The organism is Sagittula sp., assembly GCF_052825245.1.
Genome location: NZ_JBRBWD010000019.1, coordinates 26,931 through 41,357, shown reverse-complemented (window position 1 = coordinate 41,357; position 14,427 = coordinate 26,931). Strand labels below are relative to the sequence as shown.

General features: G+C 64.9%; 3 protein-coding genes. 1 reads left to right on the top strand and 2 read right to left on the bottom strand.

Translation table 11 applies throughout. From position 1 onward, the window contains the following. Positions 1–3,359: beta strand repeat-containing protein (locus ACU0DV_RS07030; RefSeq protein ID WP_446269779.1), on the bottom strand; the 3,359-nt coding region annotated here is incomplete at its 3' end. Positions 3,360–5,000: 1,641 nt separating this feature from the next. Next, positions 5,001–6,029, bottom strand: a complete 1,029-nt coding sequence (locus ACU0DV_RS07025; protein WP_446241794.1) for an IS110 family transposase — start codon at positions 6,027–6,029, stop codon at positions 5,001–5,003. A 75-nt stretch (positions 6,030–6,104) separates the two neighbouring features. On the opposite strand from ACU0DV_RS07025, the gene ACU0DV_RS07020 reads away from it, so the two are divergent. Continuing rightward, entirely contained in the window at positions 6,105–14,282 is an 8,178-nt protein-coding gene (locus ACU0DV_RS07020) for a tandem-95 repeat protein (protein ID WP_446241795.1), read from the top strand. Positions 14,283–14,427 lie beyond the last annotated feature (145 nt).

The following is a 14,427-nucleotide window of genomic DNA, read 5'->3' as shown; positions in this document are numbered from 1 at the left end:
CCGTCAAGCGTCCCCGCACTGGTCACCGTCCCCGCCGACGAGTTCAGCGTGTTGAAACCCAGAGTCGCGCCAGCGCCCACCTGGATCGCACTGCCCGAACTCGAACTGTTCGTCAGCGTTTCAATCCCGTTCAGCGTGCCGCCGTTGATTTCGAGCCGGCCTGTGCCGGTGTTGATCAGGCTGTCGCCGCCGATGGCCACCGTGTCGGCCGCGCCGCCGTTGGCCTGGATCAGGCCGGCGTTGCGGATCACCTCGCTGCTGAAATCGCCATCGGTGTTGGCGTCGAGCGTTGCCGAGCCGGAGAAGGCCAAGGTGCCGTTGTTCAGGATGTTGCCGACGGACTGGACGGTCGCGCCGTCGCCAATGTCGAGCGCACCGTCATTGGTCAGGTCGCCGTCGCTGAGCAAGCCGTTGAGCGTGTTTTCAAGTGTCGAGCCCGCGGACACGTTGACCGTGCCGCCGCTGCCGATGGCGACGGTGTCCGCAGACAGAGCGCGCCCGGTCACACCATCGCCCACCGTCAGGGAGCCCGCGTTGATTGTGACCGCGCCATCGACGGTCAGATCGCCGGCCACCACCTGCGTGTCCGCCGTGGCGGCGGTCTGCTGGGTGTAGCTGCCGCTGCCGTCGGTGCCGTCCCCGATGGTCCCCGAGAGCGACTGCTGAGCGGTGGATTCGTTGACCACGTCGCCGACGATCGTGCCGCCGCCCATGTCGACGACGCCCGCGCCGGTGGTGTTCAGTGCCGTCACGCCGGTGACATCCAGCGTCTGGCCGTTGAGGTTGATCGCGCCCTGGTTCTCGAAGGCTGTGTCCGCACCGCCCGCCGCGACGGTCAGCACGTCGTCGTTGCTGGCGTCGAGGTCGTTCATGTTGATCGTGCCGGTGGCCGAGTTGGTGACCGTCAGCGCGTCGTCGTCGTTGGCGTCCGCCGTCAGGAAGCCCGACCCGTTGAACTCGAGTATGCCGTTGTTCGTCACAGCGCCGTTGTCGACCACGCCCGCGTTGTCTCCGAACGTGTCGGTGGAGCCAACGCCGTTCACGTAGGTGTTGCCCATACCGAAGAAGGTCACGCCGTCGCCGAAGGTCGTGTTGCCGTTGGAGGTCAGCGAGGAGGCGGTCAGGTCGTCGTCGAGAACCAGCGCCGCGCCGCTGTCCACGGTCACGCCGAAGAAGGTGCCCGCGCCGTCTCCGACCACGGTTGCGGCGTCGATGGTTGCCGCGCCGCTGCTGACGGACACGTCGTAGTCCAGCAGCGTGCCCGCGAAGGTCGTCAGGTTCAGCGCGCCGCCTGTGTTCACGTCGAGCGCGTCGATGTCAAAGGTGAACCCGCCGCCTCCGGTGACCGCTACATCGTTTTCCACGAAGCCCGATCCCAGCACCAGCGTGGAAGCGGAGACCGCCACGTTCCCCGCGCCGGAACTGGTGATCGCCGCCGTGCCGGTGTCGGTGAAGCTGCCGCCGATGGTCAGGGTGCCTTCAGTCGTGCCGGTGGTCGCCGGGTTGTCCTGCACGACGATGGCGATGTCGGCGCCGTTGTCGAACTCTGCCGTGCCACCGGCAAGCGTCACGTCGCCGTTGAAGGTGGTGCCTGCCGAAACCACGGCCACACCACCGGTGTTCACGGTGGTGTTGCCGGTTATGTCGCCACTGTCGAAATTCATGACGCCCGCGCTGTTGACCGTCAGGTCGCCCACGAGATCGCCCACGAGGTTCATCGTGTCGGTGCCGACCCCGTCGCTCACGGTAACGCCGCGGGCTCCGCGGACGGTCAGGGTCGTGCCGCCCTGTATGTTGAGAACGCCGCCGTAGACATCGGCATATCCGTCGATCGTGCTGTCGCCCGTGACATTGACGACCCCGGCGGTTCCGGGACGCATTTCGAGCGCGCGCGTGTTGACGATGTCCCCGGCAAGGTTGATCGTGCCGCCCTCGCTCCAGAGGTTGGCGTTGAGTTCGCCGTTCAGGTCCACCTGGCTGATCGTCATGACGCGAAGGCGCGAAGTCGTCAGGGTGGGCGTGTCGCCGCCGCTGCTGCCGTTGATCGTAAAGATCCCCGAATTGACCTGGATTTCACCGCTGACCGAGAAATCGCCGGTCACGGTTGTGTTCGTGCCGCCCGAGTTCTGCCCGAAAGTGCCGAGGATCTGGCCTCCATCCGCAAGGGTGATGCCCGTGGTGCTGGCGGTGAACACCGATCCGTTGACGGTGCCGTTGATCGTCCCCGTCGATGTGCCGCTGTAGACGACCGGCCCGGTTCCGCCGCGCACGTTCAGCGTGTCGTTGATCGTCAGGTCGCCGCCGGTCACCAGGACCTCGTCCGCCGAAGCTTCGGAGTTGACCGTCGTGGACCCGCCGCTGACCGTCAGCCTGCCGGACACGTTGCCGCCCATCTCGCTCGTGGAGGAGGCGGTGGTGACGTCGCCATTCACAGTGCCCTCGATGGAGAGGGCCGACCCCGCACCTGCGTTGACGCTGACGTTCACTCCGCTCGTGCCGATTGTGCCGCCGTCCTGCAGGTCGAGCAGGGCGGACCCTTCCACATCGAGCGTGCCGGCCGCATCGTACTGCAGCGCGCCGCCGCTCACGATCTCCAGCTCGGTGCCGGCGGGACCGTCCAGCGTGACATCGTTGACCGTCACCGTGCTGGCGACCGTCATGGTGCCGCTGTTGACGACAAGGTTGGACGCGCTCGAGAAGTTGGCGCCGTCGATGAGCACGTTGCCGCCGTTCTGCACGACATCGTTGAAGAACGTGCCGCCTCTCAGGGACACAGTCTGGGTGACCGCACCATTCACGACGATGTCGCCCGTGGTCACGACGTCTCCGCTCCCGCCAGCGAGCATCAGGTTTCCTGCGCCTTCGATCGTCGCGCCGTCAACAAGCCTTGCGTAGATTATCGCACTGTCAAAGGCGTTGGTGACGGACAGCGTGCCCGTCACATCCAGCTGGTCATCCGAAGTCGCCGCGTCGATGACGTAACTGCTTGCATCGAAGGTAATGTCGCCGGTGGTGACAGGAGCGCCCTGGCTGATCGTGACGTTGCGGATGAATGCGGTCCCATCGAAGGTGACGTCGTCGCCGTCAACAAAGAAATCGGGTATGGAACCGGTCGTGGTGTTGATCCAGTTTTCGTCACCGACTTCGTCCCAGAAATTGGACTCGGCGCCTGTCCAGATCAAATCGTCGGCGTTCGCCTGTCCGCCGATCAACAGCGTTGCGCCCGAGGCCAGCACGAACACAAGTTCGGTCGCGCGTCCCAGGCGGCAGCGATGTCTCAGAGAACGCTGACGAATTCCGACCTGATGACGGGAGTGCAGGAGGTCCACGAGTGCGGTGGGGCGAAAGGCAAAGGACATTGCGTACTCCAAAGGGGCAAAAGGAATCTAAATATTGAGGCGGCAGCCTGATCGGCCACGACACTTTAGGGCGGGTCCCCCTGGGTCAAGGGAAAAGGACCCGGTTCTCCTGATGCGCCCGCGACCCTTGCGAAAAGGTCGCGGTCGTCGTTCCGGGAACTCGTTGGTCTTGGTCCGGGCTCCTGTTGGACGCGGTAGGGAATCGTCCGTCGCCTTGGAGTGCGGGTTGAGGAACGGTGCCGCGTCCGCGAAATCGATGAACCTTCTGCATGCCAGGGTAAGGACCGTGCCTCCGCGCTGGCTACACCCTTCGGTTGTTCATGGGGGTGTGTGGCCTGTGGTTTGCTGATGGGGATGTGTCCCTCGTCTGTCTCTTGCCGACGCTCTTGTCCGGAGGCGCCCGCGCGCTGCCTTCGGGTAGATCTTCACGGGGGCGGGTGAAGGATGGGACGCGGAGGCGGGATGGCAAAATGCAGCCGGGCCGGTGTTGAAGTTCATCAATATCTTGGGTTCAAAATGCCATTTCATCCAAATTGGATAAAAGCCGGCGGTTATTTTTGGCGCGCTCATTTCTCTTATTCCAAACGGCCGGCGCGACAGGTGAAAACAACCAGTGGGAGAAATTAACCTTTAAATTTATTTTTTTAGGTGCTGTGGATGTGAGTCTCGCATAGGTTGTTTGCCGATTTTCCTGATCTGAACTCCTGACAGGCTCAAAGGGTGTCTATTTGATGTCTGTTTTATTTCATGCAGGGCGGGCGCAGATTTGTTTCTGTGGGGCAATGCGGCGCAAAGTGTGCGATTCACCCTTGGCTCTCCTGTGACAGGGGAGTTGTATAATTTTCAGTTGGTTGAGTGAAGTCGTATCGACATGCGACACAATTTTGGTTGGGAGAATTTTTTTCAGATTTTCCCGCATAGATTACATTAACGGATATTTCACGGAAGGCTGGGCGTGCCAATCCGTGCCGATTTTGCGATCTTCGATTGCCAGTTTTCTTTATGAACGGTTTGGAAAGATATTCATAAAAATCATACACTTGTAGAATTACGCCCGTTACTTTTACGCTGGGGTGTTGTCGCGCCATTCTCGTTAACCTTGCGGCAGCCTTACCTCCTGAGAACAAAGGTTTTTTTGAAGTCGTTATCGATTTATTCGGATCGTTGTTGTCGTCGTGCTGTATTGGACCTTATGGAAAAAAACGTTGCTTCATAAATCTCATTGGTTAATCAATTGTTTCCAGCACGCGAATCCGCGTGCGCCGAAAAACGGGGGTTTCGGCCTTCCATTGAGTAAATCGAGTGCTCCGGTCAGCCGCCGGAGGGATCGCCATTTCTGGCGAGGTGTTTCGCTGTGTCAAAATTTGGCGAAATGAATTTTTGGGGAGTATGTATGAACTGCCTTCCCCTGCAAGTGACTTGTCGATGCGCCGCTGACCCTGCTTCTATGTATTCGGTCTTTCTTCGGGGCGGTTCGTTTTGCCCCTGACCAAGATGGGAAGTCGCGCGTCCTGTGTCTCGTTAAACCATCGGCACTTCAGGGGCCATACTCCCCATCAGACTGACAGAACGCCGATCGGTCGTTGGTCCATCTCCTCCTCGCTCGCAGATTCCTTTGCTCTCAGTTGTGTTACGGTCCGACTACAGGCCGCTCAGTGCATTGGGTTGATACCGCTCTCTCTTCGTCAATACAGCCCAGGCAATACGTGCCATCTTGTTGGCCATTGCGACCGCCGCGACGTTGACATGCGCTCGCTCCTTCAAGCGGTCGGCCCATGCCGCTATCGGCGACGTCCTGTCGCGCACGAGATGCAGCACGGTTCGGGCCCCGTGAATGAAGAGTTTCCTCAAGTATCGATTGCCGTGCTTCGAGATACCGATCAGCTTGGCCTTGCCACCTGTCGTGATCTGTCGCGGCACCAGGCCGAGCCATGCGGCGAGATCACGTCCTTTGCCGAAACTGCTGCCGGTACCGACCGCAGCCACGAGCGCCGTCGCAATCGTCGGGCCGACGCCGGGGATCTCCATCAGCCTCTGCATATCGGCATCCGTTTTGGCCAATACTCTGATCTCGGCATCGATGGCCGAGATCCGGCCATTGATCACGCTTAGCTCTGACGCCATGTCCGACAGAAGCGTAAGCATCCGACGTGAAAGATCGTCGGTGCCCACTGCGGTCAATCTGATCAGTTCCTTTTGGAAGACATGGCGTCCCGTTCCAATCCGAATGCCGCGTTCCATCAGGAAGCCGCGGCCCTGATTTATCAGCCGTGTCCTGTCGCTCACCAGTCGTTCCCGCGCCCGGTGCAGAGCCTGAAGGTCGAGCTGTTCCTCTGTTTTGATTGCTACGAATGCCATCGTCGGGCGCGTCGCAGCCTCTGCAATTGCTTCCGCATCACGGTCATCGTTCTTGTGAACCTTGACGTACGGCCGGACATAGAGCGGCGACATCAGCCGAGGCTCATGTCCGTTCTGAAGACAAAACCGCCCGATGTGATGCGCCCCGCCGCAGGCTTCCATGGCAACGATGCAGGGCGGAAGCTTATCAAGAAAGTCCAGCAGCCGATGCCGCTGGAGACGTTTACGAAACACGATTGCTCCTGCCTCATCCAGCCCGGCAAGACTGCAAACGGTCTTGCCCAGATCAATGCCCAGAACCTTGATGTCCATCAGATGCTCCTCTCTCCACCTATGCCCGCCACAATAACAGCGGGTTGGTGGGAAGGCAGTTCATCCCATTAAACCATGCCTGCGACCATTGAACTGATCAACGCCACCAGCGGCACCACGACCTACGCGACATTGCAGGAAGCCGTGGACGCGGCGGCGAGCGGGGATACCATTGAAATCACTGGCGGCGGCGTATTGACCGAGCAGGTGATCATCGAAGGCAAGGACCTGACCATCAACGGCAACGGCGTCACCATCGAAATGCCGTCCCCGCCAACACTTACACTGCTCGCGGACACCCACGGCGGATCCCGTGACCGGGCCGCGGTCATCACCGTGATCGACGGAGATGTGGACATCACGGGCGTGACGGTCGACGGCGCTGGTCTGGGCAACGACATGCCCGGAACCGCTTCCACCTCGGCCACCCGGGCGCCGGATTACGAGGGCATCCTCTACGTCAATGCCGAAGGCACCATGGACGGAGTCACCGTGACGGGCGTCCGCGATGCCTATGTCGGCGGCCAGGTCAGCGGCAACCAGCGCGGTGTCGCGGTGGTCGTGCTCAACACCGACGGCACGCCGCGGAGCGTGACCTTCCAGAACGGCACGGTCGAGGACTTCCAGAAGAACGGCTTCGTCGGCGACGGGGAAGGGCTGACCTTCTCGGTGCTGGACTCCACGGTCACGGGCGGCGGGTTCCTTGTCGGCAGTGGCGCGCAGGCGCAGAACGGCATTCAGGTCAGCGGCGGCGCGGTGGGCATCATCGACGGCAACACGGTCGAAGAGATCGGTTACACGCGCGGCGACTGGTCGACTTCGGGCGTGCTGGCCTACGCGGCCGGCGACGGCACTGTGATCACCAACAACACCTTCACCGGCGCGACGTCGGGTGGGTCGCAAATGGCGACGACGCATATCCCGATCTACGTCTACGGCGAGACCGACAACGCCGTGGTGACGGGAAACAACTTCGATCACACCGTGTTCGGCGTTGTCTTCTCGAACAACACCGACGATCCGACCGTTTCGGGCAACACCTGGACAAACCAGTACGAATCCGTGACCGAGACGACGAACAACGCCGTCTGGACCGCGTCGCAGTACGAGATCTACGCCGAGGCCAACGACTCGGCTCTGAACGTCACGCTGGCGGACGGCGACGACTACGTGGTCGGCACCGACTTCGCCGACACCGTCGACCTGGGCGGCGGCAACGACTATGCCGAGGGCGGCCTCGGCGCTGACACTTTGTCTGGCGGTCAGGGTCTGGACACGCTTCTCGGCGGTGACGGCGACGACGTTCTGGACGGGGAAGAGAACCCGGACAGCATCGAAGGCGGTGCGGGTGACGATCACCTGATCGGGGGTGGCAACACCGACGTGCTGAACGGCGGGGCGGACAACGACCTGATCGAGGGCGGCATCGGCGCCGACAGCATCGACGGCGGCACCGGCAACGACACGATCATCGCGCAGGGCTACGATTCCATCGACGGCGGTGCGGGCACCGACGTGCTGGAGATCAGCGAGTTCGCCGGCATGGACGCGGCGGCGCTGGCGCCCCTGATGGCGGCCCCGGACGTGTCCGGGCTGCAGGGAGTGATGGCGGCGCAGGGCATCACGCTGACCTCGGCCTCCGTCACCGGCGGCGTGCTCAGCTACGAGGCCTTCCTGACTTCCGATCCCACGGGCACCCAGTCGGTGACCGGCGTCGAGGTGCTGAAGGTCGCGGGCAGCGGCGGCGACACTTTCCTGGTCTTCGAGGGCATGTCGATCGCGGCGGCCATCGCGGCGGCGGACGAGGGCGACACCATCCTGCTGGGCGCGGGGACCTTCTCGCTGACCGGGGAGCTGACCATCTCCAAGGGCATCACGCTGGCGGGCGCCGGGGAAGGGGTGACCATCCTCGACCGCGACGGCTCGGGCTACGGCATCCATGTCACCACCGATGACGTCACGCTGTCGGACTTCACGCTGGACGCGTCCGGCCTGACGACGCCGGGCGGCTACGGGATCAAGGTCTCGCCGGGCGGGTCGGCGACCTCGCTCAGCGGCTTCACCGCGCAAGACGTGACCGTCTTCGGCGCCGCGCGCAGCGAGATCGACCTGAACGGCGTGGACGATTCCAGCCTGATCCGGGTCACTGCGGACGGCGGCTCCGGCGGGTCGGCGGGGGTCGGCATCGCGATGTCGGACAGCACCGGCATCCTGCTCGAGGACATCACCACGCTGAACAACAACTGGGGTTCGGTGGGGCTCTACTCCGCGGGCCGCAGCTACGAAGCGGGCACCAGCGGGATCACCTTCGCGGGGTCTTACAGCTCGAACGAGGTCATCGGGATCTACGCCGATGAGGAGGTCGACAGCGGCAGCGGGCAGCGCACCGTCGTCGAGGACATCGATTTTTCGGGGATCTACAGCGAGGTCTTCAAGGTCCAGAACCCCGACTGGCGCAACGGCGGGGATGGCCGGGGCGAGGACTTCACCTTCTTCTTCGGCAGCCTCGAGGACGCCGAGGCCTTCGCCTTCTCACTCACGGACAACAACGGCACCGACGTCTCGGGCTCTTCGGTGATCTCCATGGCCGGCACGGCGTCGGACGTGGACGCCGAGGGCGGCGACACTTGGTACGTCTATGACGGCATGTCGATCCAGGCGATCATCGATCTGGCCAGCGCGGGCGACACGATCGTCGTCAACGCCGGCACCTACGAGGAGAACCTGACGCTCGGCAAGCAGCTCACCCTCGTCGGTCCGCAGGCGGGCGTCGGCGGTACCGACGGGGCGCGCGGCGCCGAGGCCGTGATCGCGGGCAGCGTCTCGTTCAACGGCGGCTCGGACGGCTCGACGCTCGACGGCTTCCGGGTCGAGGACGGCGCGCTGACCGGGTCGAGCCTGGTCTACGTGGGCGTCGACGGCATCACCGTCACCAACTCGGTCCTGGACGGCGACTACCCGACCGACAGCGGCACGCGCGGCATCCTGACCGCGGGCACCGCCGACGACCTCACGGTCAGCGACAACCTCATCACCGAGGTGCGTTCGGGCATCTACTTCAATGTCGGCACCGGAGCCGTCGTCACCGGCAACAGCTTCGTGGCGAACGGCAACGGCATCAACGCCGACGGCCCGCAGATGACCGACATCTCCGGCAACATCTTCGACGGCTCGGCCGGGGCGCAGATCGCGCTCGGGGCGACCGAAGACCCCTCCGACTTCGGCGGGTTCATCGGCGCGAACACCTTCCTGCCGGAAGGCACGGGTGTCTCCATCTACCCGCTCTCCTCGCTGCCGGACGGCGCCGAGGTGCTCGGGACGGAGAACGCCGACAGTTTCCGCGGCGACATCGTCGCGAACTGGGTGAACCCGAACGAACAGTACTTCGACGGGCGGGGCGGCAACGACTCCATCCGCACCGGGGCGGGTGACGACACCGCGCTCGGCGGCGAGGGCAACGACTACATCGACGGCGGTGCGGGCAACGACAGCCTGTCCGGCGGCGAGGGCGACGACACCATCGTGGTGGGCGCGGGCACCGACGTCATGGACGGCGGCGCGGGCACCGACCTGGTGGATGCCTCCGCCCAGACCGGGGCGGTCAGCATCGACCTCGCGGCGAACCAGCTGTCCTTCATCGTGCCGGGCACCGGGCTTGCGGCGGGCACAGGCGCGGGCCTGAACGGCCTGACCGGGTTCGAGAACATGGCGGGCGGTTCTGCGGCGGACCAGCTTCTGGGCGACGGCGGCGACAACGTGATCTTCGTCAGCGCCGGCGACGACCAGATCGACGGCCGTGCCGGAACCGACACCTATGACCTCTCGGCCGACGACGGCGGCGTGACCGTGGATCTCGCGGCGGGCACCTCCGCCAAGAGCATCGGCGGCAACGACTCCATCGCGGGCATCGAGAACGTGATCACCGGGGACGGTGACGACGATGTCACCGGCGACGCCTCGGCCAACCTGCTGGAGACCGGTGACGGTGCCGATACCGTCGACGGCGGCGAAGGCAGCGACAGCATCGACGGCGGCATGGGCGACGACGAACTCACCGGCGGGGCCGGGGACGACAGCATCACCGGCGGCGCGGGCACCGATACGGCGGTGATCGGCGACGACTTCGCGGGGGCCACCTTTGCGCAGGACGGCACCAGCGTCACGGTGGTCAGCGCCGACGGCACCGATGTGCTGACCGGGGTCGAACTGCTGGAGTTCGACGACGTGACCGTGGGCGCCATCCTCGGCGACGACGGCAACGCGACGGACGAGGACACGGCGGTCACGGGCAACGTGCTGGCCAACGACTTCGACCTCGACTTCGAGGGGCTGACGGTGATCGAGGGCAACGGCCAGGCGCTTTCGGGCGGCACGCTGACCTTCACCACGGCAAACGGCGCTTCTGTGACGCTGAACGACGACGGCAGCTACAGCTATGACCCAAGCGGCGCCTTCGACGCGCTGAACGAAGGCGAGGCCGGGACCGACAGCTTCACCTACACGGTGGAGGAGGACGACGGCACCACGGCGACCGCCACTGTGACAATCGACCTGACGGGCGTGAACGATGCGCCGGTCATGGTCGACGGCAATGGTGCAGCGGACGAGGACGGCGCGGCCATCGTGGTCGATCTCTCGGCGCTCGGCTCCGACGCCGATGCCGAGAACGACGGCAGCGACCTGACCTACACCATCACCACGGCGCCGGGCGCGGGCGAAGGATCGGCGGAGATCACGGGCAGCAGCCTGACCTACGATCCGGGCAGCGACTTCCAGGGGCTCGCCGCGGGCGAGGAAGCCTTCGTCACCATCGGCGTGACCGCGACGGATGCGCAGACCGCCACCTCGAACGAGGGGACGATCACCATCACCGTCACTGGCACGAACGACGACCCGACGCTGACGGCGGGGGCCTTCTCGGTCTCCGAGGACAGCGGCGCGACCAGCTTCGACCTGAGCGGGCTGGCCGATGACATCGACAGCGACAACGACGGCGCCGATCTGACGTACTCCGTCGTCAGCGGGCCGGGCGTGATCGTCAACGGCACGGAACTGAGCTTCGACACCGCGGGCGGCTACGAGTACCTCGACGACGGCGAGACCGAAGAGGTCACGATCCGCGTGCAGGTCGAGGATGCCCATGGCGCCACGGCGGAGGCCGACATGGTGGTAACCGTCACCGGCGTCAACGATGCGCCGGAGAGCGGCCCGACCACCGCAGACGTGGTGGAGGCCAACGGTGCCACCGCGACGGTCGATGCGGCGACGCTGCTGTCGGAGGCAACGGATGTCGACGGCGACACGCTGAGCGTGGTCGCGGCCTCCGTGACGCAGGACACGGGTTCCAGCGACCGCGACCTGGGCGGGGCCTTCACCGTGGGGGCGGACGGGGCGATCAGCTTTGACCTCGACCTCTTCGACGACCTCGACGAGAACGACGTCGAGACCCTGACCTTCACCTACGACATCACCGACGGTGACGAGACGGTCTCCACCTCGGTCGTGGTCACGGTCACCGGCACCAACGACGACCCGGTGGTGACGGCGCAGACGGAGAACGACACGCCCGACATCGGCGAGGACGCGGGCCTCACCACGGTGGTCGACCTTGCGACGATCACCACGGACGTGGACGGCAACGACCTGCCGGCGGACCTGACCTACACGCTCGACCCGGGCTATACGGGCGGCGGGGTGTTCTCGCTCGACGGCACGGTGCTGGAGTTCGACCCGAACGGCGACTTCGACGCGCTCGACGTGGATGACGAGGGCTTCGTCACCATCGCGGTGACGGCGACCGACGCGCAGGGTGGCAGCCATACGGCCAACATCTCCTTGCGGGTGACGGGCGAGAACGACGCGCCCGAGTTCACCGGCATCGGCGACGCCAGCCCGCCGATCGTCCCCGAGGACGGCCCGGGCTTCCTGATCGTCGACCTTGCCGACATCACCACCGATGCGGACGGCGACGACCTGCCGGCGGACCTGACCTACTCCTTCGATGCGGGCTACGCCGGAGGCGGCACGTTCTCCCTCGTCGGGACCGAACTGTGGTTCGATCCGGACGGCGACTTCGAGTACCTCGATGACCCGTTCGACCGCGAGGAGGTGACCATCGGCGTGACCGTCGAGGACGCGCAGGGCGGCAGCAACTCGGTCGACATCACCTTCGAGGTGGCGGGCGCCGAGGACGATCCGGTGCTTGCCGGGATCGTGGGCATCGCGGCCTCGGTGTCGGAGGACGCCTCCGGTGCGACCACCGTGGCCGACCTTGCGGCACTGGCCACGGACGCGGATGCCGACGCGGTGCTCAGCTTCTCGCTGGGCAGCTACGCCGGACCGGGCAGCTTCGCCCTCGACGGGACCGACCTGACCTTCGATCCGGCGGGCGGGTTCGAGTACCTGGCCGACGGCGAGACCGCGCAGGCCAGCATCGAGGTCACCGTGACCGACGCGGAAGGCAACTCCGATACCGCCACCTATACGGTAGAGATCACCGGTGCCGACGATCCCGTCCTGGTCTCCGGCCCGGTGTCGGAGAGCGTCTCGGAGGACGACGGCACTGTCACCATCGACGCGGCGGCGCTGCTGGCCAACGCCTCCACCGCGGACACGTCGGACGAACTGTCGATCCAGAACCTGGTGCGGACCGACGGTGGCCGGGCGATCCCGGGCATCACCATCAGCGACACGGGCGGCATCAGCTTCGATGCCGGTGCGTTCAACGATCTGGCCGATGGCGAGAGCGAGGTGCTGACCTTCACCTACGACGTGTCCGACGGTGTCGGCGCGCCGGTGTCGAGCTCCGTGTCGGTCACGGTGAACGGGGCCAACGACGCGCCGGCGATCTTCGATCTCGGCTCGTTCATCAACTCCGACAACAACTGGACGACCACCGCCTCCGAGACCTCGATCACCGAGGACACGGCGACCGGCTACAGCGGCAACGCCATCGTGGTGTTCGAGGACGTGGACACCACCGACACCGCCTCCGTCTCGGTCAGCTTCTCGCTGAGCGGCGATGCGGCGGAACTGGCCACGCCGACGCAGCTCATGCTGCTGGAATCGGCGCTGCAGCCGACCGGCGCCACGAGCGGCCTGCACTCTGGGGGGCTGTTGAACGTGCCCTTCAGTTTCGGCCTGTCGAACGCGGTGCTGGGCTTCCTCAGCGCGGGTGACACGGCGGTCGGCACGTGGACGGTGACGGTGAGCGACGGGCTGGCCACGGACAGCTACGACTTCGTCGTCGACCTGATCGGTGCCAACGATCCGGTCACCGCGGTGGATGACGCCGTGACGGTGGACGAGGACGAGTCGATCGACCTGACGGCGCTGGTGCTCGGCAACGACACCGACCTCGATCCGGCCGACGTGCTCTCCGTCTCGGCGATCAACACCACCGGCACGGCGGGCACCGTCTCGCTGGTCGGCGGGGTTCTCACCTACGACGCGAATGGCGCCTTCGACTACCTCGAGGCCGGCGAGACCGCGACCGACACCTTCACCTACACGGTGTCGGACGGCAACGGCGGCACCGACACGGCAACGGTCACCGTCACCGTCGACGGCAAGACGTCGACCATCAACGGGACAGAGGGCGCCGACAGCCTCACCGGCACCGAGGGCAACGACATCATGAACGGCCTCGCCGGGGATGATACGCTGCTCGGCGGGTCCGGTGACGACACCATGGACGGCGGAGACGGCAAGGACCTGATGCGCGGTCAGAACGGCAACGACCAGATCAACGGGGGCGACCAGACCGACATCATCTACGGCGGCAACCAGGACGATGTGCTTTATGGCAACGGCGGCGACGACTTCGTCTTCGGCCAGGCGGGCAACGACTCCATGTGGGGCGGTGACGGCCACGATGTCCTGAACGGCATCAACGGCGACGACGAGATGTTCGGCGAGGCCGGGAACGACAGCCTGTACGGTGGCGGCGGCGACGACATGCTCAACGGCGGCGACGGCGACGACACCCTCGATGGCCAGTGGCGGAACGACGTGCTGACCGGTGGCGCAGGGGCGGATTGCTTCAAGTTCACCACCGCGGGTGACATGGACACCATCACCGACTTCGAGGATGGCATCGATGTTCTGGACTTCTCCGCCGACGGGTTGGGCTTCGCCGACTTCACCGTGGCGGAATACGGCGGCGGTGCAGGCACGGTGCTGACCGGGGGTGGCTACACCGTCTTCCTCGAAGGCGTAGACACCATCGATATCGATACCGGCGACTTCGTCTGACGGGGAACCCCGGTCTGAAAATGAAGCCGCCCCCTGCATTGTGCGGGGGGCGGTTTTTCCTGGTAGGAGGGGTTCGTGTCGCCGCGGAGGATGCGCGTGTAACGCGCCGACCCGAATGGGTTTTCCCGGGGTGCGCGCGGCGCGT

Excerpts from the sequence above, each read along its gene's own strand:
- ACU0DV_RS07025 (WP_446241794.1), bottom strand. The coding sequence starts at position 6,029 with ATGGACATCAAGGTTCTGGGCATTGATCTGGGCAAGACCGTTTGCAGT.
- ACU0DV_RS07020 (WP_446241795.1), top strand. The coding sequence starts at position 6,105 with ATGCCTGCGACCATTGAACTGATCAACGCCACCAGCGGCACCACGACC.